Source organism: Lacisediminihabitans sp. H27-G8, from assembly GCF_046156175.1.
Classification (GTDB): Bacteria; Actinomycetota; Actinomycetes; order Actinomycetales; family Microbacteriaceae; genus Lacisediminihabitans.
Genome location: NZ_JAYLVL010000001.1, coordinates 14629 through 38963, shown reverse-complemented (window position 1 = coordinate 38963; position 24335 = coordinate 14629). Strand labels below are relative to the sequence as shown.

19 protein-coding genes are annotated in these 24335 nt (G+C 67.8%); 8 read left to right on the top strand and 11 right to left on the bottom strand.

The genetic code is table 11. From position 1 onward, the window contains the following. Nucleotides 1-23: 23 nt before the first annotated feature. From VLI63_RS00175 to VLI63_RS00160, 4 genes are read right to left on the bottom strand one after another with little or no spacing between them, the layout of a single operon-like run. On the bottom strand, nt 24-1373 hold the full coding sequence (locus tag VLI63_RS00175; RefSeq protein ID WP_409154906.1) for an ATP-binding protein: 1350 nt from the start codon (nt 1371-1373) through the stop codon (nt 24-26). A gap of 2 nt (nt 1374-1375) precedes the next feature. Further along, the gene (locus tag VLI63_RS00170; protein ID WP_409154905.1) at nt 1376-2095 is read right to left on the bottom strand and encodes a response regulator transcription factor; all 720 of its coding nucleotides are present in this window, start codon (nt 2093-2095) and stop codon (nt 1376-1378) included. Further along, nucleotides 2088-2816, bottom strand: coding sequence for a VIT family protein (locus VLI63_RS00165; protein ID WP_409154904.1), 729 nt, complete (start codon nt 2814-2816; stop codon nt 2088-2090). The genes VLI63_RS00170 and VLI63_RS00165 overlap by 8 nt, the downstream gene beginning before the upstream one ends. A gap of 51 nt (nt 2817-2867) precedes the next feature. Beyond that, on the bottom strand, nt 2868-4160 hold the full coding sequence (locus tag VLI63_RS00160) for an APC family permease (RefSeq protein ID WP_409154903.1): 1293 nt from the start codon (nt 4158-4160) through the stop codon (nt 2868-2870). 79 nt (nt 4161-4239) lie between these two features. Between VLI63_RS00160 and VLI63_RS00155 the strand changes: the two genes are divergently transcribed. The 3 genes from VLI63_RS00155 to mgtA are packed head-to-tail and all read left to right on the top strand — an operon-like array spanning nt 4240 to nt 8120. Further along, entirely contained in the window at nt 4240-5034 is a 795-nt protein-coding gene (locus VLI63_RS00155; RefSeq protein WP_409154902.1) for an ABC transporter permease, read from the top strand. A 40-nt stretch (nt 5035-5074) separates the two neighbouring features. Beyond that, a complete protein-coding gene (locus VLI63_RS00150; protein WP_409154901.1) occupies nt 5075-5623 on the top strand; it encodes a universal stress protein in 549 nt (182 codons plus the stop codon). 16 nt (nt 5624-5639) lie between these two features. Continuing rightward, a complete protein-coding gene (gene mgtA / locus VLI63_RS00145; protein WP_409154900.1) occupies nt 5640-8120 on the top strand; it encodes a magnesium-translocating P-type ATPase in 2481 nt (826 codons plus the stop codon). A 798-nt stretch (nt 8121-8918) separates the two neighbouring features. Here the strand turns inward: mgtA and VLI63_RS00140 are convergent. From VLI63_RS00140 to VLI63_RS00115, 6 genes are all read right to left on the bottom strand, one after another. Beyond that, nucleotides 8919-9365 carry a pyridoxamine 5'-phosphate oxidase family protein gene (locus tag VLI63_RS00140; protein ID WP_409154899.1) on the bottom strand — a complete coding sequence of 149 codons (447 nt, stop codon included), beginning with the start codon at nt 9363-9365 and terminating at the stop codon, nt 8919-8921. 86 nt (nt 9366-9451) lie between these two features. Further along, nucleotides 9452-11167 (bottom strand): thiol reductant ABC exporter subunit CydC, encoded by a 1716-nt coding sequence (cydC, locus tag VLI63_RS00135; RefSeq protein WP_409154898.1) that lies wholly within the window; start codon nt 11165-11167, stop codon nt 9452-9454. Beyond that, entirely contained in the window at nt 11160-12794 is a 1635-nt protein-coding gene (gene cydD, locus VLI63_RS00130) for a thiol reductant ABC exporter subunit CydD (protein ID WP_409154897.1), read from the bottom strand. The genes cydC and cydD overlap by 8 nt, the downstream gene beginning before the upstream one ends. A 4-nt stretch (nt 12795-12798) precedes the next feature. Then, entirely contained in the window at nt 12799-13833 is a 1035-nt protein-coding gene (gene cydB, locus VLI63_RS00125) for a cytochrome d ubiquinol oxidase subunit II (protein ID WP_409154896.1), read from the bottom strand. Between the two features lie 8 nt (nt 13834-13841). Next, entirely contained in the window at nt 13842-15251 is a 1410-nt protein-coding gene (locus tag VLI63_RS00120; RefSeq protein WP_409154895.1) for a cytochrome ubiquinol oxidase subunit I, read from the bottom strand. Then, nucleotides 15248-16141, bottom strand: coding sequence for a universal stress protein (locus tag VLI63_RS00115; RefSeq protein WP_409154894.1), 894 nt, complete (start codon nt 16139-16141; stop codon nt 15248-15250). Before VLI63_RS00115 ends, VLI63_RS00120 begins: the two co-directional genes overlap by 4 nt. A gap of 182 nt (nt 16142-16323) precedes the next feature. Here VLI63_RS00115 and VLI63_RS00110 point away from each other — a divergent pair, with 182 nt between their 5' ends. The 5 genes from VLI63_RS00110 (at nt 16324) to VLI63_RS00090 (ending at nt 23553) form a co-directional block, all read left to right on the top strand. Continuing rightward, nucleotides 16324-18042 (top strand): GAF domain-containing protein, encoded by a 1719-nt coding sequence (locus VLI63_RS00110; protein WP_409154893.1) that lies wholly within the window; start codon nt 16324-16326, stop codon nt 18040-18042. After that, the gene (locus VLI63_RS00105) at nt 18039-18680 is read left to right on the top strand and encodes a response regulator (protein WP_409154892.1); all 642 of its coding nucleotides are present in this window, start codon (nt 18039-18041) and stop codon (nt 18678-18680) included. Before VLI63_RS00110 ends, VLI63_RS00105 begins: the two co-directional genes overlap by 4 nt. Before the next feature lie 440 nt (nt 18681-19120). Beyond that, nucleotides 19121-20050, top strand: a complete 930-nt coding sequence (locus VLI63_RS00100; protein WP_409154891.1) for an aldo/keto reductase family oxidoreductase — start codon at nt 19121-19123, stop codon at nt 20048-20050. Nucleotides 20051-20095: 45 nt separating this feature from the next. Further along, nucleotides 20096-21481 (top strand): magnesium chelatase, encoded by a 1386-nt coding sequence (locus VLI63_RS00095; protein WP_409154890.1) that lies wholly within the window; start codon nt 20096-20098, stop codon nt 21479-21481. Nucleotides 21482-21486: 5 nt separating this feature from the next. After that, nucleotides 21487-23553, top strand: coding sequence for a vWA domain-containing protein (locus tag VLI63_RS00090; RefSeq protein ID WP_409154889.1), 2067 nt, complete (start codon nt 21487-21489; stop codon nt 23551-23553). Between the two features lie 13 nt (nt 23554-23566). On the opposite strand, the gene VLI63_RS00085 is transcribed toward VLI63_RS00090, so the two are convergent. Next, nucleotides 23567-24334, bottom strand: coding sequence for an SCO1664 family protein (locus VLI63_RS00085; protein ID WP_409154888.1), 768 nt, complete (start codon nt 24332-24334; stop codon nt 23567-23569). Nucleotide 24335 lies beyond the last annotated feature (1 nt).

The window sequence follows — 24335 nt, the reverse complement described above, 5'->3', positions numbered from 1 at the left end:
GGAGAGGACTCCCGCGTGAGTTCTCACATCTTGGGCAGAGAGACCGTTGCCGTGAGCCCGCTGCCGGTGTTCTGGAGCTGGATCGAGCCGTGTGCTGCCGTCACGATGGCGTGAACCAGGGCGAGCCCGAGGCCGCTTCCCCCGGTGTTGGCCGAGCGGGAATCATCCGGCCGCGAGAACCGGTCGAACGCGTGCGGCAGGAAATCCTCGGCCATTCCCGGGCCGGAGTCGGTGATGCGGAGCACGAGAGTGCCGGCCTCCCCGGTGAGGTCGGCGTCCACCGAACCGCCCGGCGGAATCGCCGCGAGACTGTTGGCCAGCAGGTTGTCGATGAGGCGCGCGAAATTCTCCGCGCTGATGGCGTAGCGGGCCTCACTGTCGAGACCGGCGACCGTGAAGCCGACCTCCGCATCGTCCACGAGTCCGATCATGCGTGCACGATCGATACTGCCCATGAGTTCGGAGACGAGCTGGTCGGCGGAACTCGCACGCACCGGCAGTGGTTGCGCGTCGAGCCGCGAGAGCTCGAGCAGGTTGCTCGCGAGAGAGGAGAGCCGGGCCACCGACTTCTCTGCCGCAACGACCTGGGCGGCGAGAGCGGGGGCGTCGTCGAAGTCGTCATGGGCGAGCTCGAGCTGGGTCTTGAGCGCCGAAAGCGGAGTGCGCAACTCGTGGGCGGCATCCGAGACGACCTGTTTCTCGCGCGCACTCGAGGCGCGCACCCGGCCGAGGAAGGCATTGAGGGTCGTGGCGAGCTCGGAGAGTTCGTCATTCGCCTCACCCACGGGGAGCACTGCGGCCGAATCCATGCCAAGGGACTCCGCCCTCTGCCGCATGCGTCGCACCGGGCCGAGCGCTGCGGACGCGAGCAACCATGAGGCGAAGCCGAACGCGGCGAGCAGCACGATCCCTCCGATGACGAAGGCGACATCGAGACTCTGCATGGCGAGGAGGCTCGCGGCCGTACTGCGCGCCGCCCAGAGCGACCAGTCCCCGGTCTTGGTCGAGACGATCCTGCCGACGACGACGAAGGACGTGCCATCCTCGCCGGAGGTGAAGGTCTCGTCGCGGCCCGCCCTGTGCTCCACTGCCTGGTGGATGTCGTGGGGGAGCGTATCGAGCTTCACCACTCCGCTCTGGTCACGGACGAAGACGAGCAGGCCCTTGCCGGAGTCATCCACCAGTCCCGTGGGGTTCGCCACGATCTCCTGCGCGTAGGAGTCGAGATCGACGCGGGCGAGCGAGGCGTCGGAGGCGGAGAGGATGGAGACCACCTGCGACTGGGCCGCCACCATCGCGATGGTGAAGATCACGGCAGCGACCACCACGCTTCCGATGGTGATCCTGGCGCGGATGGTGAGTCGCTGGAACATGATCAGGATGCCCGGGCCGTGAGCGAATACCCGGAACCGCGCACCGTCGTGATGGTGATCTCGGCGTTCACCGGATCGAGTTTGCGACGAAGGTACCGCACATACTGGTCGACGATCGTGGGGTCGATGTGACGGGTGGTGCCCCAGACCTCCTGCAGGATGTCGTTGCGGGAGACCACCTCGCCCTGCCGAGAGACGAGGTAGCGCAGCAGCGAGAACTCCTTGGTACTGAGCGGCAGGGGCCTGTTCTCGACGGAGGCCCGAACGCTCGCGGTGTCGAGGGAGAGCGCACCCAGACGCAGCACGGGCTTGGGGGTCGCCGCATCCCGCCGCACGAGGGCCCGGATGCGCGCGCTGAACTCGGCGAAGGCGAAGGGCTTGGTGAGGTAGTCGTCCGCGCCGGAGTCGAGCCCGAACACCCGGTCCTCGACGGCATCCCGAGCGGTGATGAGCAATACCGGAAGCGTGCTGCCGTGCTGGCGGAGGTGCCGGCACACCTCGAATCCGGTCATCTCCGGCATCATCACGTCGATGGCTGCCGCGGCGAACTCCGAACCGGCGGCGGCGATGAGCGCCTCCATGCCGTTGGTCACGAGGGTGATGTCGTAGCCCTCGCCCGTGAGACCCCGCACGATGAGAGCACCCATCGCCTCGTCATCCTCCACGACGAGGATGCGGGTCGGGCCCGTGCCGGTGAGACCGGGTAGCGCGGGGTTAGACAACGCCGGTGGTACCGAGCAGTGCACCGATCGTGAAGGTCGCGATGAGGGCGAGAGCGCCGCCGATCACCACACGGGCAGCTGCGCGCACCCGACCAGCGCCGCCGAGGTGGGCGCTGACCAGTCCGGTCGCGGCCAAGGCGATCAACACGACGGCGAAAGTGACCGGCACTCGCAATTGCTGGGGCGGAAGCAGGATCGCCAGCAGGGGGATGATGCCCCCGATGAGGAATGCCGCCGCCGAAGCGAAGGTGGCGTGCCAGGGACTGACCACGTCGTTCTGGTCGATATTCAGCTCTATGGAGAGGTGTGCGGCGAGCGCATCGTGGGCGGTCAGCTCCGTGGCGACCGTGAGCGCGGTCTCCGGGCTGAGCCCCTTGGCCCGGTACAGGCCGGCGAGCTCGGCGAGCTCCTCGTCGGGGGTCTCCAGGAGTTCGCGACGCTCCTTCTCGATGAGAGCATGCTCGCTGTCGCGCTGCCCACTCACCGAGACGTATTCGCCGAGGGCCATCGAGATGGCTCCACCGACGAGGGCCGCGACGCCGGCGGTGAGGATCGGGGCGATCGCGGTGGTGGCCCCGGCGACACCGACGCCGATGGCCGCTACCGACACGATGCCGTCGTTGGCACCCAGCACTCCGGCGCGCAGCCAGTTGAGCCTCTGCGCGACGCCGCCCATGTGCGGTTCGTCGATCTGCTGGTCGGGTGCGGTCTCGGAGCTCATACGCTAATGGAACCTGTTTTCGCGCCGGATTTCCACAAAGGACAGGCTCGCCTACCCCGTGCGCTCGCGCCGAGCATCCACCCGGAGGCGCGCGACCCGGTAGAGCACTCCCACCCCGAGAACTCCGACGCCGATGAGCGTGCCGACAAGGGGCAGCGTCAGCACCAGCACGGCACATCCCACCGCGCCGAGCACCTGGACGGCTCGGGGATAGCGCCGCTGCTGCCTGCCCTGGGTGAATGCCGCAAGGTTGGCGACCAGGTAGTACAGCAGCACCCCGAAGGAGGAGAACGCGATGGCGCCGCGAACATCCACGACGAGAATGATCAGGCACACCACGATCGCCAGGGCGACCTCCGCCCGGTGGGGCACGCCGAATCGCGGGTGCACCGCCGCAAGGCCACGCGGCAGGTCACCCTCACGGGCCATAGCGAGGGCCGTGCGGCCGATGCCGGCGATCAGCCCGAGCAGGGCGCCGAGGGAGGCCGCGGCCGCCCCGGCCACCACGATGGGACCGGCCCAGCCCCATCCGCTCACCCGCACGACGGCTTCGAGGGGGGCCGCGGCACCCGCAAGCGCAGCGCTGCCGAGGGTGCCGAGCAGCACGACAGCCACCGTCGCATAGACCACGACCGTGATCGAGAGCGCGATCACGATTGCTCGCGGGATCGTGCGTGCCGGATCACGCACCTCTTCCCCCATCGTGGCGATGCGTGCGTAGCCGGCGAAGGCGAAGAAGAGCAACCCGGCCGACTGCAGCACGCCGTACCAGCCGTGCGCGGCGAGATCCGCCGCCGGGTCGAACGCCGCCCGCGGGGCGACGGCTCCCGCGGCGACGACCACGATGAGCACCGCGAGCACGATCACCACGAGGATGCGAATGAGCGTCGCCGTGCGCGTGACGCCACGGTAGTTGACGGCCACGAGTGCGACGACGGCGGCGATGGCGACCGGTTTCCCCCAGACCTCCGGAACCGCGTAGGCGGCGAAGGTGAGAGCCATGGCCGCACAGCTGGCGGTCTTGCCGATCACGAAGCTCCAGCCCGCGACAAAGCCCCACCACGGCCCGAGCTGCTCCCGGCCGTAGACGTAGGTGCCGCCAGAGGTGGGATAGGTCGCGGCGAGCTGAGCGGAGGAGGTCGCGTTGCAGAACGCGACGATCGCGGCGATGACCAATCCCACGAGCAATCCGGCCCCCGCGGCCTGCGCAGCCGGGGTGAAGGCGGCGAAGATGCCCGCCCCGATCATCGATCCGAGACCGATGTAGACCGCGTCGGCGAGTCCCAGGCGGCGGGACAGCGCGGGGGAGGTCACGGGAGATGCCACGCGCGCACTGTACGGCATCCGAGTAAACGGCCGGGGGAGCGGCTGTGATGTAATCGACGAGCCCGCTCACCCCTGGAGCGACCGGATCGGAGACGCGGTGACCCCCTTCGTCACGATCGTGGCAGTTGCCGTGCTTGCCGCCATCACGCTCGCGGTGGTGCTCGCCCTGAGGCTCGAGCATCCGTGGCTTCAGCCCTGGGCCGTACTCCGGGCGGTCGTGCAACTCGGCATTCTCAGTGTCATCCTCGGTGGGGTGATCAGCAGTCGCTGGTTGGTCGCGGCGTTCCTCGCAGTGATGGTGATCGCGGCGACCTGGGTGGTGTACCGCCGACTGAGGGTGGATGCGCGGTTCCTGTTGCCTATCGTCGGCACCGTGATGGCGGCATCCGCGGTGCCCCTTGTGGTGGTCTTCGCGACCGGAGCCGTCGCCTTCAGTCCGCGATACCTGCTCGCACTCGGCGGAATCGTGATCGGGAACACGATGACGGTCTGCACGCTGATGGGCCGCTCGCTCGGCGCGCTCTACCTCTCCCAGCGCGACGAGATGGAAGCCTGGCTCTCGATCGGAGCGACGCCGCGGCGATCGGCGCTCCAGGCGGTGCGCTCGGCGGCCTCGACCGCGCTCATCCCGTCGACGGACCAGACGCGGACCACCGGCATCGTCACCCTGCCCGGCGCGTTCGTCGGAGCCGTGTTCGCGGGGGCGTCGCCGATCCAGGCCGCGCAGTTCCAGATCGTCGTGCTGGCCGCGATCCTCGCGGCGGGAGCGTTGACCGCCGCGTCGTTCACGGGAGTGTTCGGTGCGCCGGAGGTGCTTCCTCTCGACGAACGCCCGCTCGGTGGGCGTCGTGCCCCCTCGGTGAGTCGCGCTCCCCACAGAATCGGGCCTTAGGTCCCTAGGCTCGCGCCGGCCGCTGGCGTGAAATGGTGTCATGCAACCGATGAACGGCACCGCCCCCACGCAGCCTTCCCACTTCGTGGCCGACCCGGATGGGGCGCGTTACGAGTCCGACAGCCGGGTAAACCACAAGCCAGAGGCGGCGCACTCCGGGTCCGCCGTGCGCCCTGCGCGCACGGGACGCATCGTCGTGGGGGTAGACGGCTCCGAGGCATCCCTTCGCGCCCTCGCGAAGGCCGCAAGTCTCGCCGAGACATTGAACACGGGACTGCAGGTGGTCACCACCTGGAGGTTCTTCACCGAATACAACGACATCGGGGTGACCGACTGGTCGCCCGAGAAAGACGCCACCGAGATCCTGGGGGATGCCTGTCGCAGCCAGTTCGGAGCCACCCTGCCCGAGTGGGTGGCTCCGAACTCCGCGGAAGGCAACCCGGCCCAGCGCCTCATCGACGCCAGCGAAGGCGCCGAGATGCTGGTGGTCGGCAGCCGCGGCCACGGGGGAGTGGTCGGCCTGCTGCTCGGTTCGGTGAGCTCGGCCTGCGCGGAGAAGGCGCACTGCGCCGTCCTTGTCGTCCATTGAGCGCACGCGGAGTGCGGTGACAGGTCCTGCCGGGGCGCCGATACCCGCCGAGCTGTGGAGCGCGTCGATCGAGCGCGTGCGGGCCATCGCGGCCAGACCCCACATCGAGACTCTTCCGCCACGAAGCCTGTCCTGGCCGGCGCTCGCGCTGAGGCAGTTCCTCTCCCCGGTCACGCTCATCCTCGTGATGGCAGCCGCTGTCGCCAGTGCGGTGGGGGATGCCACCGACGGCATCATCATCGGCGTCATCGTGCTCGCGAGCGCCGGGCTCGGCTTCGCCCAGGAATTTCGTGCCTCGCGGGATGTGCAGTTGCTCCTCGCCAGCGTCTCATCGACGGTGGACGTTGACCGGCGCGGTGAGATGCTCACCATGGTGCTCGCGGACGTGCGGGTCGGGGATGAACTGCACCTCTCGGCCGGCGATATCCTGCCCGGGGACTGCCGACTCGTCTCCGCACAGAGCCTCGTCGTGGATGAATCGGCGCTCACGGGCGAGTCCCTCCCGGTGGACAAGTCCGCCGAGGCATCGCTCGCCTCGGACACACCGCTTGCCGCACGAACCAACTGCGTGTTCCGCGGCACCCATGTGGTGAGCGGCACGGGCATCGCCCTCGTGGTCTACACCGGTCGCGACACCGAATTCGGGGCCGTCGCCGCTCGGCTGATGAAACACCCGGCTCCCACGGCATTCGAGCACGGCCTCAGCCGGTTCGGCATCCTGCTGCTTCAGGTGACCATCGCGCTGACGATCGCCGTCTTCGTGATCAACCTGGTGCTCGGCCGCCCGATCCTGGATGCGCTCCTGTTCTCCCTCGCCCTCGCCGTCGGAGTGACGCCTCAGATGCTGCCCGCCATCGTCTCGGTAAGCCTCTCGGCCGGAGCCCGCGCCCTCTCCAAACACCACGTCATCGTCAAGCGTCTCGACGTGATCGAGGACCTCGGGTCGCTCACTGTCCTCTGCACCGACAAGACGGGCACTCTCACGAGGGGAACCGTCGAGTTCTCGCAGGCCCTCGCCCCGGACGGCACGGCGGATGCCCGAATCCTCGAACTCGGGGCACTCAACGCCACGCTGCAGAAGGGCTACCGCAATCCCCTCGATGACGCCATCCTGCGGGTGCACCAGCCCGCGGCGGCGGAGTCTCTCGGCGAGGTGCCCTACGACTTCGAGCGCAAACGGCTCTCGATCGGAGTGGAGTTCGAAGGAACGCCCACCCTTGTGACGAAGGGCTCGCTCGAGGCCGTCTTGGCGGCCTGCACGAGCGTTCGGGGTGACCGCTCGCCCGCCGCCTTCGAGCTCGTGCGCGCGAGCTATCGCGCCCTGGGGGTCGACGGATTCCGGGCCATCGGCCTCGCGACTCGCTCGCTCGACGCGGGCGAGCAGATCGGCGTCGCCTCGGAGGCTGCGCTCGATTTCGCGGGCATCCTGACCTTCCGCGACGACGTGAAGGATGACGTGAACCTCGAGATAGCGGACCTCTCGGGGCTCGGGGTTCGGGTGGTCATGGTGAGCGGAGACAACCGTTTCGTCTCCCAGTCCGTGGCGTCCCGCATCGGGCTGCGCTCCCAGCTGGTCGTCACCGGCGCGGACATCGACCGGATGAGTCCCGCTCGCCTTCGACGGGCGGTCACCGAATGCGACGTCTTCGCGGAGGTCGAACCCCGGCATAAGGAGGAGATCGTCACGGCACTGAAGGCCGGCCGGCGAACCGTCGGATTTCTCGGTGACGGCATCAACGACAGTTCGGCGCTTCATGCTGCAGATGTCGGGATCTCCGTCGACGGTGCCACCGATGTCGCCCGCGAGGCGGCCGCGATCGTGCTCACCGAGAAGAGCCTGGCGGTTGTCGCCGACGGAGTGCGACTCGGACGTCGCACCTTCGCGAACACCCTCAAATACGTGCGCTTCGCCTCGAGCTCGAATTTCGGCAACGTGCTCAGTATGGTGATCGCATCCGCCCTGCTGCCTTTCCTGCCGATGCTGCCCGGGCAGATCCTGCTCCTCAACTTCCTCGCCGACCTTCCGAGCATGCTGCTCTCCCGCGACCGGGTGGATCCGGAGCGCCTCGAGCGGCCGGGAAGCTGGAACTTGCGGTCCGTCCGTCGCTTCATGATCGTGTTCGGCGCGCTCAGTACCGTGTTCGACCTGGCCACGTTCGCGCTGCTGATCACGGTCTTCCACGCCTCGGAGTCTCTGTTCCAGAGCGGATGGTTCATCGAGTCCGCGCTCACCCAGATGATCGTGCTCGTCACCCTGCGAACCCGGCGGAGCTTCCTCCGCAGCCGGCCGGATGCGCTCTTCGGCGGAGCTGTGCTCGCGATCGCCCTCCTCACCCTCGTCATCCCATTCCTCCCGGTGGCGGCCGCGATCGGCTTCACCGCACCGCCTCTCGGGATGATCGCGCTGCTCTTCTCCCTCGCGGCCGTCTACCTCGGCAGCCTCGAACTGGTGAAGAGAGCGCCGTGGTCGGGCTTCGATCGCGGGCCGGCTCGGTAGGGGAATGCTCTCGCGGCGGGGGAGGCTCAGTAGCGGGAGGCTCTTGTTCGGGTGCACGTTGGCTCCTGTCGGGGTGGGCGGGGCTCCTAGTGGGGTGCACGGGGGTTCCCTTTGGAGTGCAACGGGGGTTCCCTTGGAGTGCAACGGGGGTTCCTTTGGGGTGCACGGGGGCTCCAGTCGGGCGCCAGGGTTTCCCGTTGGCCGGCCGGGTACCTTGGCGGCCCGCGAGGATTCCTGGGTGTCCCGTCAGCCGGCCGGGGTGCCTTGGGCACCCGGGGTTCCCACGTCACTCATCCGTCACAAACGGCCGTCTCCGCCCCACGAGGAAGCACTTTGTGACGGATGAGCGGAAGGACCTCCGGCGCTAGAAGCTTGGGCGCAGCCCACCTCGCCAGCCCAACCGTCACAAACCGCTGCCTCCGCCCCACGAGGGAGCACTTAGTGACGGATGAGCGGAAGGACCTCCGGCGCTAGAAGCTCAGGCGGCCCACCTCGCCAGCCCAACCGTCACGAACAGCCGTCTCCGCCCCACGAGGGAGCACCCAGCGACGGATGAGCAAGAGGCTGTCCGGCGCGAGGAGTTCAAGCGGCCCACCTCGTCAGCCCAACCGTCACTTTCTGCCGACTCCGTGCTGTGAAGAAGCAGTTTGTGACGGATGACGTCTGCGCTCGGCACGAGCCCCGCGAACGGTGAGCCGCAAGGCACCAGCCGCGCGAGCCGTCAGCCGTCAGCCGTTAGCCGCCAGACACCAGCCACCAGCCACCAGCCGCGACCACACCCAGCCCGCCGCTGGGGTGTCAGTAACGGTCCGGCTCCGGACCGCGGGCGAACCGACGCCCGGTGACCTCGGTGGGTTGGATGCGCACATAGACGTATTTGAGCGTGGGAATCCAGGGCGCAAGCGGCAGTTGATCGGCCGCGAAGATCTCCGACTGGCTCTCGATCGCGCGGGCGCGTCCCTTGATGACGACACTCCAGGCATCCGTATCGCTGTAGTAATCGCTCTCGAACGCGACGAGCGAATTGATCGTGAGTTCGAGAAGCTTCGTGCCCTCCGCCGTGCGGAACAGCACGGTGTGGCCGTCGGCCAGGAAGTTGACGGGGAAGATCTCGGGCTGGTTGCCCACACTCACCGCGAGCCTGCCGAAAGATGCGCCATCCAGCAGGTGCCAGCACTCGGCATCGGTGAGCAGTTGAACGGCGTCATCGCCGGACCGCCCTGTCGAGCCATCAGTATCCATCATGATTCCTCTTGCCTTTCGTCTTGTTTATCGCGGACTGCGCCCCCGTGAGCGACACCTGCGCCCGAGAACGGTGGCGCGCGCGTTACTCACGGCAGCACCGGTGCGCCGAGCCGCACACGCTGGGTGACGAGGTCATCGGGCACCGGTGTGTGGGAGATCACGATGACCGTGCGAGAATCCTCCCCGTGCGCGTCCGAGGCAACGGAGAGGATGTCGCGCATCAGCTCGGAAGCGCGCACTGGATCCACGTTGGCAGTCGGCTCGTCGAACACGATCACCGGAAAGTCTGCGAGCAGCGCACGAGCGAGGGCGAGGCGCTGGGCTTGGCCCCCCGACACGAGCGCCCCATCGTCGCCGACCCGCGCGGACAGGCCACCGCGCTCACGCGTCCACTCGGCGAGGCCCACGCGGGCTAGCACCGCGAGGAGTTCGTCGTCGGTCACCGTGTCATGAGCGAAGAGCAGGTTCTGACGGATGTCCTCATCGAAGAGATAGGGCGACTGTTCACAGAGTCCCACGATGCCGCGCACGGCATCGGCGGAGAGCTCACGTGCTTCGACCCCTCCGATGCGGTAGCTGCCGCTGTAGCCGAGGAACCGAACGAGCACATGCGCGAGAGTGGTCTTTCCGGAGCCCGATGCGCCCTCGATCACGATCCGGTCGCCGCGATTCACCCTGAGGTCGAGACCGTCGAACGCTGGCGCGGTCTCACCCGGCCAGCGGGCGCCGAGCCCGAGGAGCTCCACCATCGACGACGTCGGCTGGCGATCGACGCCGGAGCCCGGCTCGGGCACCTCGTCGGGAATCTCTGCGGGGATCATGGTTGGCGTCGCATCCGCCACTCTCGCGGCACTCGCCCGCACCTGCCGGAAGGCGCCGAGAGCGAGCGGTGCACTTGCGACGACCTCGAAGACGGCGAGCGGTACCAGAGCGATCACGGTGAGAGCGGGGCCCTGCAGTCCGTGCCCCAACGCCGGGATGCCCACGAGCAGCGCCGCGACGGAGGCCAGCGTCGCCAGCGCGGAGAGAATGGCGAATGTCGCACCGGCGCCCCCTGCCCGGGCGAGGGTCGCGATGCGCAAGCCCGTGTCGGCGGCCTCGACCCGGGTCATCCGCTCCGGAACAGCGTCGTAGGCCACCAGCACATCGAGGTTCGAGACGTAGTCGAGCAGCCGGTCGGAGAGCACGCCACGCAGCGGCGCGATCGAGCGTTCCGCCCGGCCAGCGATCGCCGACTGGACGACTACCGCCGCGGTGAAGGCGAGCACGAGCGCGACAGCGAGGGTGACGCCGGCGGAAGGAAGCACGATGCTCACGCCGATCACGCTCAGCACCGCGGTGAGTACGGTCACCACCAGAGGCTGCACGACTCGCAGGGGAAGATTCTGCAACTCGTCGACATCGCTCACCAGCCGGGTGAGCAGATCGCCGCGACCGGGGCCTCCCGCATCCCCCCGAAGCCCATCTGGGGCGAGCGGTACCAGCCGCCGGTAGATGCCGATCCTCAGGGCGGAGAGTTGCCGGAACGCCGCATCGTGGCTGCTGAGGCGCTCCACATAGCGGGAGGCGGCCCGCGACAGCGCGAGAGCCCGAACGCCGACGATCGCAGCGCCGAGGAAGAGGATGGGAGGCTGTTCGGCCGCCCTCGTGATCAGCCACGCCGAGGTCGCGAGCAGCCCGACCGAGCTGAGGGCCGAGACCAGCCCGAAGAAGACCCCGGGGGCGAACCGGCGAATCGGGGGCTGCGCGAGACGGAGAACGGCCGCCGTCGGAGAGTCGGCGCGCGCGCGGAGGTCAGACATGCACGACTCCCAGTTCGATCAGATCATCCGCGGCGGCGATCACTGCGGGGCGATGACTCACCACGAGGACGGTGTAGCCCTCATCGGCGAGCTGCCGCAGGCCCTGAAGCAGCTCGTCCTCGGCCTGCCGATCGAGCGCCGCGCTGGGTTCGTCGAAGGCCACCACGGGGCAGTGACGGGCGAGCGCGCGATACATCGCCCGAGCGGCGACGACGCGTTCGCCCTGCCCGCCGGAGAGTCCGCTGCCGGTGATGGTCACCGCTGTGCCGGGATCGAGCTCGGCGAGGGCGGCGAGGTCCAGGGCGCGGCGCACGAGCGGCAGATCCGGCGCCGCATCACCGAGGGACACGTTGCTGCTGATCGTGCCCGCGAGGAGAGGCGCACCCTGGCCGGCCCAGGCTGTGAGCGACCGCCGGTCGGCAGCGAGAGCCGCATCACCGATCTCGATCGTGCCGTCGGAGGGTACGAAGCCCAGGAGGGCCGAAAGCAGTGAGGACTTGCCAGAGCCGCTCGGCCCGGCAAGCACGGTCAGCCGGCCGGGGCGGATCACCGCGGAGAACCGATCGACGACAGCCCGGCCCTCATAGCGCACGCTCACTTCCGAGAAACGCAGCTCGCGCTCCACCAGCGAACCGGTCCCGCCGCGGGTGGCGGGGGCCTCGGCGGTCACCGCCGTTGCGGCATCGAGGATGTCGAAGACATCCTCCGCAGCCGCCACCCCGTCCGCTGCCGCGTGATAGTTCGCGCCCACCTGGCGCAGGGGGAGAAAGGCCTCCGGCGCGAGCAACAGCACGAAGAGACCGACCGACAGGGCAAGGCTGCCGTCGACGAGCCGCAGCCCCACGGACACCGCCACGAGAGCGACGGAGAGGCTGCCGATCAGCTCGAGTGCGAAGCCGCTGAGGAACGACAGCCGCAGCACCTTCATAGTCTCGACGCGATAGTCCTCGGTCAGGCTCGCGATCCGCGTGGCCTGGCGGTGCTGGCGTCCGAAGATCTTGAGAGTGGCGAGCCCGCCGACCACATCGAGGAACCTGCTCGACAGCTGAGCGAGCACCGACCACTGTCGGCGCTGCACCGCCTGGGTGGCGAGCCCGATCAGGATCATGAAGACCGGGATCAGCGGCAGGGCGACGACCACGAGGATGCCGCTCAGCACGTCCTGCAGGAAGATCGTGACGATCACGAGCGGGGTCGCAATCGCGGTGAGCACGATCTGGGGCAGGAAGAGTGAGAAATAGCCGTCGAGTGCGTCGAGGGCCGGTCCGGCGGTGGTCACGACATCCACCCTGTTGCGCGTGCCGAGCCAGCCGGGTCCGAGCCGGGTGATCCCCGCCACGAGGCGACGACGCAACTGGCTCTTCACCGTGGCGGCGCCTCGGGCCGATGCGACATCCATCGCCCAGATCGCCCCGGCCCGCACGATTCCCACCCCGGCGAGCGCGAGGATGCCCGGCGCGAGCTCACCGAGCGATCGCCCCCCGATGGCGCCCACGATGGCCTGCGAGAGCAGCACGCAGAATGCGAGAGTGCACGCCGTGCGCACGATCGCCAGCACGACGCCCATTCCGATGAAGGTGCGGGCGGAAGCCGCGTAGCGCAGCAGCCGGGGATCGAGGGGACGCATCGGTTCAGCCGCCGACGACTGTCGCGTCCGCGAGCGGCTGCGTGTCTTCCGGGATCGAGTCACGCGTGATGCGCTTGCGGAAGACCCAATACGTGTAGGCCTGATAGGCCAGCACGAAGGGCAGCACAGCGATGGCGACCCAACTCATCACGGACAGCGTGTACGGCGTGCTCGAGGCATTCGCGATGGTGAGGCTGTTGGCCACATCGTTGCTCGCGGGCATCACATTCGGGAAGAGCGCTGCGAAGAGACTCGCGACCGCGATGGCGATGGTGCCCGCCATGAGTCCGAAGGCATACCGTTCGCGACCACGGAGGTTGGCGAAGAACGAGCCGATCAGCAGCACAGCGGCAAGCAACGCAAGGAGCCAGGAGGCGACCTGCCCGTGGGCGAGGTTGGTCCAGAGCAGGAACACCGCGGCGAGGACGACAGTGATCGCCCCTGACCGCACCGCGAGTCTCTGGGCACGCAGGCGCAGGTCTCCATCGGTCTTCAGCGACACGAACACCACGCCGTGGGTGAAGAACAGCATGAGCGTGGTGAGACCGCCGAGCAGCGCGTAGGGGTTCAGCAGGTCGAAAAGGGTGCCCGTGTAGTTGTGCCCGGAGTCGAGCGCGACGCCCTGCACGATGTTCGCGAATGCGACACCCCACAGCAGGGCAGGCACGGCCGAGCCGACCACGATCATGCCGTCGAACCACTTCTTCCAGCGCGACTCCGGCCGGTGGTGGCGGTATTCGAAGGAGACACCTCGCGCGATCAGGGCGAGCAGGATGAGCAGAAGCGCGAGGTAGAACCCGCTGAACAGGGTGGCGTACCACTCCGGGAACGCCGCGAAGAGGGACGCGCCGGCCACGATCAGCCAGGTCTCGTTCATGTCCCAGACGGGACCGATCGTGTTGATCATCACGCGGCGATCGATGTCGTCCCGGCCGAGGAACGGCAGCGCCATCCCGACTCCGAAATCGAAGCCCTCGAGCACGAAATAGCCGATGAAGAAGAATCCGACGATCCAGAACCACAGAATATTGAGATCCATCATTGCTCCTAGTACACAGTCACGGTTGCGGTCGGGGCATCGGAGGCGTCGGTGACCGGCGCACCCTCTGGTCCCTTCTGGGCTGCACGCTTGAGCAGTCGGAATTCCACGACCGCGAGAATGCCGTAGATCAGGGTGAACGCGACGATCGAGATCAGCACGTCGAGACCGGTGAGGTTGGGGGAGACGCCATCCTTGGTCTTCAGCAGGCTGAAGACGATCCATGGCTGGCGACCCATCTCGGTGAAGATCCAGCCGACGATCATCGCGGCGAGAGGCAGCGGGAACGCCCAGACGGCGATCCGCCAGACCCACTTGTTCTGCGGCAGGCGTCCCTTACGCATCAGCCAGAGGCCGACAGCGGAGAACAGAACCGAGAGCATGCCGAGTCCGATCATCCACCGGAACGCCCAGTAGGTCACCCAGACGACCGGAGCGTAGCCACCGGGACCGTAGAGCGTGCGGTACTGCGCTTGCAGGTCGTTGATGCCTTCGACCGTGCCCGTCAGCGTGTGCGTTGACAGGAACGACAACAGGTAGGGGATGCGGATCGAGAACAGCTCGCTCACCCCGTCCGGTGTGCCGAGGGTGAAGATCGAGAACGAGGCATCCGCCCCGCTCACCGTGTTGTAGGCCGCTTCGGCCGCAGCCATCTTCATCGGCTGCGTCTGCACCATCACGAGCCCGAGCTGGTCGCCGGTGAGCACGGTGAGGATTCCGGCACCGATCATCGTCCAGAGCGCGAAGACCATCGCCGGTCGCATCGTGTCGAGATTCTGCCTGCGGGCGAGGTGCCAGGCTGCGATGCAGATCACCAGCGCGGAGGAGACCATGAAGGAGGCGGCGATCGTGTGCGGGAACGACGCGAGCGAGACCTTGTTGGTGAGCACCGCCCAGATGTCGGTGAGCTCGGCTCGGCCACGAGCCTCGTTGACGCGGAAGCCGACCGGATGCTGCATGAAGGCGTTCGCGGCGAGGATGAAATAGGCCGAGAGGATCGTGCCTGCCGCAGTGAGCCAGATGGTGGCGAGATGGATGCCCTTCGGCAGTTTGTCCCAGCCGAATATCCACAGACCGATGAAGGTGGCCTCGAGGAAGAAGGCGAGCAGGCCCTCCATCGCGAGGGGAGCGCCGAAGACGTCCCCGACGAATCGAGAGTAGGTCGACCAGTTCATTCCGAACTGGAACTCCTGCACGATGCCGGTCACCACTCCCATCGCGAAGTTGATGAGGAAGATCTTGCCGAAGAACTGGGTGAGGTGCAGGTACTTCACCTTCGCCGTGCGATACCACGCCGTCTGGAAGACCGCCGTTGTCGTGGCCATGCCGATTGTGATGGGGATGAATAGAAAGTGGTAGATCGTCGTGAGCCCGAACTGCCACTGTGACAGTACGAGGGGGCTGAGGATGTCGTTCACTGATGTCTCCGGATCGGTTGGTCGAGGGCTGTGAGGTCGGGGGCGGGGACGGTGTCTCCGTGCACGACGAGAGTGGGGCCGGCAATGTTGAGCAACACGTCGTGGCTTACCGGGCCGAGGGCGGACATCTGGGCCCCGTGTCGCCGGGAACTGCCGATCACCAGCAGCTCCGCCGACATCCCCGCATCGACGAGGGCCTCCGCCGGAGGTCGCCGCAGTGTGCGGGTTCGCACGAGCAGATCATCTCCGGCACTGCGGGCGAGGGAGACGGACTCGGCGCAGAGTGTCTCGGCGGCGTGCCGCGCGCGGGTATCGGTGCGCTCCGCATCCGTGCTGGATGCGCTGCCGGCGTTCCAGGCGCGCAGCAGGATGAGCTCCTCGTGCGCCCGACGGGCCTCGATCGCCGCAAAGCGCACGGCGACCCGACCGGCATCCGAATCGTCGATCCCCGCGACGACGCCGTGTCGCTCGATCGTCGATCCCTCCGGAATCACCGCGACCGGGCACCAGGCCGTCGCGGCGAGCTGGAGACTGCGTGAACCGAAGGCTCGACCGTGCAGAAAACCTGTCTTGTGGGTGCCGATCACCACGAGGTCGACCTCCCGCGAGGCGACTCCGAGTTCGACCATCGGGTCGCCGAGCATCACCCGCGTGGTGACGGTGACGCTGGAATCGATGGAGCGGGCGAAGACCGCATCCTTCTCCACGAGTTCGAAGGCTGAGGGATGGAGTTCGGAGATCGACTGCTCGCCGATCATGCCCCATTCGTCATCGACGATGTGGACGAGCATCACCCGCGATCCGACGGATGCCGCGCGCCGCACCGCCCAGCTGATCGCCGCACGACCCGCCGAGGTCCCGTCCGCGCCGACAAGGATCATTCCGTTCATCACACCGCCCCGCTTCTTCTGTTTCTCCCAGCCTGTACGGATGCTCAGGCTTCGACCGGGCCTAAAGTCCCGTCGCGCTCGGATCGGCTCGGCCCCCGACGTACTACGCTCGATGTGTCGGCACGCGAGGCACCTCGGCTTCCCCATCGTGAAGCCCGGATCACCGCCGGCAGAGGAGTCACGTGGCATCGCACGACGAGAGGCTCACCTTTCCGGACGAACCGCGGGCCGACCTCGATCGCGCCCTCAGCGACCTGGTCGATCGCGCCCAGGACGTGCTCGCGACCCAGGGTCGCCTCCGAGCGCTGCTCCGGGCCAACCTCGCCGTCGTTGAGCACCTGGAATTACCCGTGGTTCTCGAGCGGATCATCGAGGCAGCCGTCGAACTTGTCGGCTCCGAATACGGTGCCCTCGGTGTTATCGCTCCCGGCGGTGGGCTCGAACAGTTCATCCACGTGGGCATCCCTCCCGAGCAGGCGCGCATCATCGGGCACCTGCCCGAAGGGCACGGCTTGCTCGGGGCCCTCATCGACGACCCGCGCCCCATCCGGCTCGAGCATCTGCACGACGACCCGCGTTCGAGCGGATTCCCTGCCGGGCACCCCGCGATGGAGAGTTTTCTCGGCGTGCCGATCCGGGTGCGCGACGAGGTCTACGGCAACCTCTACCTCAGCAACCAGTCCTCCGGTGCTTTCAGTCGCGAAGACGAGCAGCTCGTGGAGTCCCTCGCCGCTTCCGCCGGTTTCGCCATCGACAACGCTCGACTCTTCGCGGAGACCCGTCGCCGGCAGGCGTGGTCGGCGGCGTCCGCCGAGATCACCGCAGCGATGCTCTCCATCAACCAGTCCGATTCCCTGTCGACCATCGTGAACCGGGTGCTCGTGCTCGCCGAGAGCGATCTCGTCTGCATGATCCTGCCCGGTCCCACCGAGGGAACCCTTGTCGTCGAGGTCGCCCGCGGGCAGGGGGAGACCGAGCTCACCGGGCGCATCTTCCCCGCGGCGGGCTCCCTCGCGGCGAGCGTGCTCGAGGGCAAGCAGCCTCGACTGGTGGGGGACGGCGGTGCGGATGCGCAGGTCTTCGCAATCGAGAATGCCCTCGGCCCGATGATGGCGGTTCCGTTGATCTCTGCCGGCCGTGCCGAGGGAGTGCTGCTCGTCGCCCGAGTGGCCGGGGGACTGCGATTCACCCCCGCCGACCTCGAGATGACGGCGGACTTCGCCGGCCAGGCGAGCCTCGCGGTGCAGTTGGCGCGAGCCCGGGCGTCCGAACAGCGCATGCTGCTTCTCGAGGATCGCGGACGCATCGCCCGTGACCTTCACGACCACGTCATCCAGCAGCTGTTCGGTACCGGTCTGGAGTTGCAGAGCGTCGCAGGATCGATCGAATCGCCCATGGAGCGGGAGCGGATCCTGCAGGCCGTCACCAACCTCGATGCTGCCGTCACCCAGATCCGTACGGTGATCTTCGCTCTCTCCCCGCGCCAAGACACCCGAGACTCTGTGCGCCACCGCATCCTCGATCTCGCCAACGATCTCGCTCCCGGCCTGCAGAAGAGCCCAACGGTCTCCTTCACCGGCCCGGTGGACCTCGTGGTCACCGGCACGCTCGCGGACGATGTAGTCGCGGTGGCCCGAGAGGCCCTCGCCAACGCGGCCAAGCACGCCAACGCCGGCCAGACCGGGGTGACGCTCGACATCGTGGACGGAACCATCCGGCTCGTGATCTCCGACAACGGCGGAGGCATCACCGACACCTCGCGACGGAGTGGGCTGGCCAACCTCGAGGAGCGGGCGACGGCGCGCGGCGGATCATTCACGGTGAGCACCGGGCCGGAGGGCACCTCGGTCGACTGGAGCGTGCCGATCGATGGCTCGGACGATGGAACGGATGCTGCATGATCAGAGTCTTTCTGGTGGATGACCACGAGATCGTGCGGCGCGGGATCGCCGAACTGCTCGGGGCCGAGCACGACATCGAGGTGGTCGGTGAAGCCGGCACAGCCGCGCAAGCCCGATCCCGCATCGCCGCGACCCTTCCCGACGTAGCGCTGCTCGACGTTCGACTTCCCGACGGGAGCGGCATCGATGTCTGCCGCGATGTGCGCTCGCAGAATCCGCAGGTCAAGTGCCTCATCCTCACCGCGTATGACGACGACGAGGCACTTTCCGCGGCCGTCATCGCCGGGGCATCCGGCTACGTGCTCAAGGATGTCCGCGGCAGCGGCCTTGTCGATTCGTTGCGCAAGGTCGCGGCCGGGCGGTCCCTGATCGATCCGATGCTCACTCGCAAAGTGATCGAGCGCATCCACACCCGCACCGACACCGACCCGCGCCTCGGGTCGCTCACCGCCCGGGAGACGCAGATCCTGTCCCTGATCGCCGGGGGGCTCACGAATCGTCAGATCGGCCTCGAACTCTCCCTCGCGGAGAAGACCGTGAAGAACTATGTGTCCGGCCTCTTGGCCAAGCTCGGTCTGCAGCGTCGGACCCAGGCGGCGATCCTGCACCTGGGATCCCATCCCGCGCCCGAGGAGTGACAGGGAGTTCTGCCGGGGGCCTTCGCCCGTGCCGACCGTGTTGCCGACCGCGTCTGCCGATCGGGCTGCCGATCGAGTCGGGACTCGTTGCGACCTGCCTTTCGACAGAGTCACTCCTTCCCCCGACTCGCTGCAGCCTCGCGGGGGCGTCCGGCCGAGCCGGGGCTACCGAGGCCTCTCGCGGCTCCTGAGTTGCCCAGAGACGAACCCGGACTCCCGACGGCCCGCCGGACTCCCGACGGCCCGCCGGACTCCCGACGGCCCGCCGGACTCCCGACGGCCCTAGGTCGAGTCGGGAGTTATGGCGACTTTTCCCGCCGCCCAGTCGCATGAGCCCCGAGTGGATTCACGCGGCGGCCCGCCGCCACACCGACGCCACACCGAGGCTTCCCCGCTGACCTCCCGGAGCGCGACCAACCGCGATGGCGCAGACTTGGGGGATGAAGAAACAGACTCTGCTGAATTCATCCGTCGAAGTCCCCAACATCATTCTCGGGCTGATGCGCATCGAACCGCTCTCCGACGAGGAGATCCGCGCCCTGGTGGGCGCCGCCATCGACACCGGCGTGACCTTCTTCGACCATGCCGACGTCTACGGCGACACCACCCACGGATGCGAGCGCCGCTTCGGCGACGCGGTCACGCTGTCGCCGGCCGACCGGGCCGCCATCACGATCCAGTCGAAGGTCGGCATTCGCTCGGGCTTTTGGGACTACTCGAAAGAGCACATCCTCCGGTCCGTCGACGAATCCCTCGCCGCCCTCAAGACCGACTACCTCGACCTGCTGTTGCTGCATCGCCCGGATGCCCTGGTCGAGCCCGATGAGGTCGCAGCGGCCTTCGACACGCTCCACAGCGCAGGAAAAGTGCGGCAGTTCGGGGTATCGAACCACACCCCCGGGCAGATCGAACTGCTCGCCGCGTCGCTGAACCAGCCCATCGTCGTGAACCAGGTGCAGCTGAGCATCACGCACGCACCGTTGATCGCCGCGGGAGTCTCCGCCAACATGGCCGGCCTCGACCAGTCGATCGATCGCGACAATGGCATCCTCGACTATTGCCGCCTCAAAGGGATCACCCTCCAGGCCTGGTCGCCGTTCCAGAAGGGATTCTTCGACGGGGTGTTCCTGGGGGACCGGGAGAACTATCCCGAGCTGAATGATGCGATCGACGACCTCGCGATCGCCTACGACGTGCCAGCGGCCGCCATCGCGGTGGCATGGGTCACGCGTCATCCGGCCAACATGCAGGTGGTGCTCGGAACGACGAACATCGAGCGGATGCGCGACTCGGCCCTCGGATCCGACCTGCCTCTCACGCGGCCGGAGTGGTACCGGCTTTTCACGGCTGCCGGTCACGTACTTCCCTAGCAGGGCCCAGCAAGTGCGGTCGGGGGCGGGCGCAAAATTCAGAGGGTGATACGTCCAACCCAGACCACCGTCGGCGAGCTCCGGTCCTCCGGCCACGTGCAGAAGACGCTTCGCGTCGAGATTCGCGAGAACCTGCTCGCGGCGCTTCGCGAGGGACGTGACCCCTGGCCCGGGTTGCACGGCTTCGAGTCAACGGTGATCCCGCAGCTGGAGCGGGCCCTCATCGCCGGGCATGACATCGTGCTCCTGGGCGAACGCGGACAGGGCAAGACCCGGCTGCTGCGCACGATGGTCGGACTCCTGGATGAGTGGACACCGGTGATCGAGGGCTCCGAGCTCGGCGAGCATCCCTTCGAGCCCATCACGACGGAGAGTCGGCGGCGTGCCTCCGAACTCGGCGACGAGCTGCCGGTGACCTGGCGGGCGCGGGACGACCGCTACGCCGAGAAGCTCGCCACCCCAGACACCTCCGTCGCCGACCTCATCGGAGACGTCGACCCCATGAAGGTGGCCGAGGGACGGAGCCTCGGAGACCCGGAGACCATCCACTTCGGGCTCATCCCGCGCAGCCACCGGGGCATCGTGGCAATCAACGAACTGCCCGACCTCGCCGAGCGCATCCAGGTGGCGATGCTCAACGTGATGGAGGAGCGGGATATCCAGATCCGCGGCTATGTGCTGAGGCTCCCGCTCGACGTCCTGGTGGTGGCGAGCGCAAACCCCGAGGACTACACGAACCGTGGTCGCATCATCACCCCGCTGAAGGACCGCTTCGGCGCAGAGATCCGCACGCACTACCCGACGGAGATGGCCGACGAGATCGCCATCATCCGTCAGGAATCCGACCTGGTGGCCGACGTGCCCGACTACCTGGTCGAGATCCTCGCCCGCTTCACCCGCGCGCTCCGCGAGTCGAGCGCCGTCGACCAGCGCAGCGGCGTGAGTGCCCGCTTCGCCATCGCGGGTGCCGAGACCATCGCCGCGGCGGCGATCCATCGGGCCACCCGCCAGGGCGAGGCGGATGCCGTGGCCCGCCCGGTGGACCTGGAGACGGCCGTCGACGTGCTCGGCGGCAAGATCGAGTTCGAATCGGGCGAGGAGGGGCGGGAGGACGAGGTGCTCGACCACCTGCTCCGCACCGCGACCGCGGAGACGGTGCGCACGCATTTTCGGGGTCTCGACTTCGCCGTGCTGGTCGAGGCCATCGAAAGCGGAGCCATGGTCACCACGGGGGAGCAGGTCACCGCCCGCGACTTCCTCGCCGGGCTCCCTGCCCTGGGCGAATCGGAACTCTACGACGAGATCTGCGATCGCCTCGGTGCGACCAACGACGGCCAGCGCGCCGGCGCGATCGAGCTCGCCCTCGAGGGTCTCTACCTGATGCGCCGCATCAGCAAGGAGAGCGGTGGCGGCGAGGTCATCTATGGTTAGCCCGATTGTCGTCAGCGACCATCGTGGTTAGGGCCAATCGTCGACTCCTCCGGGCCCGGTACGGCCGGTACGACGGCGGGCCGGATCCGCTCGCTGCGCCCATCGACCTGTCCGAGGCTCTCGATGCCATCGGTGAGGAGGTGATGGCTGGCTCATCGCCCGAGCGCGCGATGCGGGAGTTCCTGCGCCGGGGCGGCGCCGACCGGGCCGGTCTGGACGACCTCGCCCGCCGGGTCGCCGAGCGCCGACGAGACCTCACCCGCAAGCACAACCTCGACGGCACGCTGCAGCAGGTGAAGGAGCTTCTCGAGAAGGCGGTCCTGGCCGAACGCAAACAACTCGCCCGCGACACCGAGATGGACGACGGCGATCGGATGTTGGCCGAGATGCAGCTAGACGCGCTGCCGGCCTCCCCGGCGGCAGCGGTGAGCGAGCTGGGCGCGTACGACTGGAAGAGCAGCGAGGCGCGCGCCGATTTCGAGAAAATCAAAGATCTGCTGGGTCGCGAGATGCTCGACCAGCGTTTCGCCGGCATGAAGGACGCCCTCGAGAACGCCATCGACGAGGACCGCGCCGCCATCACCGAGATGATGACCGACCTCAATGCCCTGCTGGAAGCCCACGCTCGGGGCGAAGACACGCCCGAGCAGTTCGACGAGTTCATGCGGAAACACGGCGACTACTTTCCCGACAACCCCACCACCATCGACGAACTGCTCGACTCGCTCGCCCAGCGCGCCGCCGCCGCGCAGCGCATGCGCAATTCGATGAGCCAGGAGCAGCGGGATGAACTCGACGCCCTCGCCCAGCAGGCCTTCGGCTCGCCGCAACTGATGCAGTCCCTCTCGCAGCTCGACGGCACACTGCGCGCGTTGCGTCCCGCTGAGAACTGGGGCGGATCGGAACAGATGGACGGGGAGCAGGGACTCGGCCTCGGTGACGGCACGGGGGTATTCCAGGACATCGCCGAGCTCGATGCCCTCTCCGACCAGCTGTCCCAGTCCTACGACGGTTCACGCATGGACGACCTCGACCTGGATGTCCTGTCACGCCAGCTCGGAGCAGAAGCCGCCGTCGATGCGCGCACCCTCCAGCAACTCGAGAAGGCGCTGCGCGACTCCGGAACGCTCAAACGGGGCTCCGACGGCCAGCTCAAGCTCACCCCCAAGGCGATGCGCCAGCTCGGCAAGGCGCTGCTGCGGGATGTCGCCGGACGCCTGTCCGGGCGTCAGGGCAACCGCGACCTCCGCCAGGCCGGCGCCGCGGGAGAGCGCTCCGGCGCCACCCGCGAGTGGGCCTTCGGCGACACCGAGGCCTGGGATGTCACCCGCACGATCACCAACGCGCTGACCCGTACGGCGGGCGAGGGCGGCGACACCACGGCCGGAATCCGCATCGAGATCGGAGACGTCGAAGTTCAGGAGACCGAGGCTCGCACCCAGGCCTGCGTCGCCCTGCTCGTCGACACCTCATTCTCGATGGCCATGGATGGGCGATGGGTGCCGATGAAGCGCACCGCCCTCGCGCTTCATTCGCTCATCACCAGTCGATTCCGTGGCGACGACCTGCAACTCATCGCCTTCGGTCGCCATGCCGAGGTGATGGATATCGAGCAGCTCACCGGCCTCGACGCCCAGTATGACAAGGGCACCAACCTTCATCACGCCCTCCTTCTGGCGAACCGACACTTCCGTAAGCATCCGAACGCCCAACCGGTGTTGCTCATCGTCACCGACGGAGAGCCGACCTCGCACCTCGAGGCGAGCGGCGACGTATTCTTCAGCTACCCGCCGCATCCCGTGACGGTCGCGGTGGCGGTGCGGGAGCTCGACAATTCGATGCGACTCGGGGCCCAGACGACGTTCTTCCGCCTCGGCGAAGACCCCGGTCTCGCCCGGTTCATCGATTCGATGGCCAAGCGGGTCGGCGGCACAGTGGTGGCTCCCGAACTCGACGATCTCGGCGCCGCGGTCGTGAGCTCCTACCTCGGCTCACGAGGCTCCGGCGGATCGGCTGGCGCCGGCGAGGACTTCGACGGGATGTTCGGTCGCGGGTGGGGGCGTTGGGGCTGACCCCACGCTCCGGCTAGAAGAGCGGCCAGGGCATCGCGGGCATTTCGCCATGCGGCGCCGGAAAACGCCCCTTGGCGAGAAGCCGGTTGCATCGGCCGGCGAAAGCCGCCAGTTCCTCGGCGGTGATCAGTGAGGCCAAGGCTGCTCCGAGGTCCCCGGCGAGAGCCGATCGAACGCGGTCGATGCCGGCGAGCTCCTCTGGAGCAAGTTCTTCGCCGAGCCATCCCCAGAGCACCGTTCGCAGCTTGTGCTGCTCATGGAAGGTGAGCCCGTGGTCCACACCGTGGCGATGTCCGTCCGCCATCGCGAGCACGTGAGCGCCCTTGCGATCGGCATTGTTCACGACGATGTCGAAGACGGCCATCCGTCTCAGGGCGGGGGAGTCCTCGTGCACGAGCGTCACCGCACGATCCGCGTGGTCCGTGCCGTCGAAGACCCGACGCCAGCCGTGGTCGGGCACGGCATCCGTGGCCATCAGGTCCACGGCATCCTGGCCGGGATCGACGTCCTGCCAGAGCTGCACCATCCCGGTGCCGAGCGGGCCGTCGCGGAGCCAGGTGCGCGGCACGACACCCCAACCGAAGGCCTCGGAGACCAGATAGGCCGCCACCTCCCGGCTCGCGAGATCCCCGTCGGGGAAGTCCCACAGCGGGCGCTCACCGCCGATGGGCTTGTAGACCACGGGGATGCCGTCCAGCTGCGCGAGGAAGGTCGCGTTCGACGCGGTCCTGATGCGACCCGTGAGTTCGAGCTCACCATGCTGGAGGTCGGCAGCGGGCATC

Bases quoted from the DNA above. Each gene is read 5' to 3' on its own strand.
- VLI63_RS00175 (WP_409154906.1), bottom strand. From the start codon at position 1,373: ATGTTCCAGCGACTCACCATCCGCGCCAGGATCACCATCGGAAGCGTG.
- VLI63_RS00165 (WP_409154904.1), bottom strand. From the start codon at position 2,816: ATGAGCTCCGAGACCGCACCCGACCAGCAGATCGACGAACCGCACATG.
- VLI63_RS00160 (WP_409154903.1), bottom strand. From the start codon at position 4,160: ATGCCGTACAGTGCGCGCGTGGCATCTCCCGTGACCTCCCCCGCGCTG.
- VLI63_RS00150 (WP_409154901.1), top strand. From the start codon at position 5,075: ATGCAACCGATGAACGGCACCGCCCCCACGCAGCCTTCCCACTTCGTG.
- VLI63_RS00140 (WP_409154899.1), bottom strand. From the start codon at position 9,365: ATGATGGATACTGATGGCTCGACAGGGCGGTCCGGCGATGACGCCGTT.
- cydC (WP_409154898.1), bottom strand. From the start codon at position 11,167: ATGTCTGACCTCCGCGCGCGCGCCGACTCTCCGACGGCGGCCGTTCTC.
- cydD (WP_409154897.1), bottom strand. From the start codon at position 12,794: ATGCGTCCCCTCGATCCCCGGCTGCTGCGCTACGCGGCTTCCGCCCGC.
- cydB (WP_409154896.1), bottom strand. From the start codon at position 13,833: ATGGATCTCAATATTCTGTGGTTCTGGATCGTCGGATTCTTCTTCATC.
- VLI63_RS00115 (WP_409154894.1), bottom strand. From the start codon at position 16,141: ATGAACGGAATGATCCTTGTCGGCGCGGACGGGACCTCGGCGGGTCGT.
- VLI63_RS00105 (WP_409154892.1), top strand. From the start codon at position 18,039: ATGATCAGAGTCTTTCTGGTGGATGACCACGAGATCGTGCGGCGCGGG.
- VLI63_RS00100 (WP_409154891.1), top strand. From the start codon at position 19,121: ATGAAGAAACAGACTCTGCTGAATTCATCCGTCGAAGTCCCCAACATC.
- VLI63_RS00085 (WP_409154888.1), bottom strand. From the start codon at position 24,334: ATGCCCGCTGCCGACCTCCAGCATGGTGAGCTCGAACTCACGGGTCGC.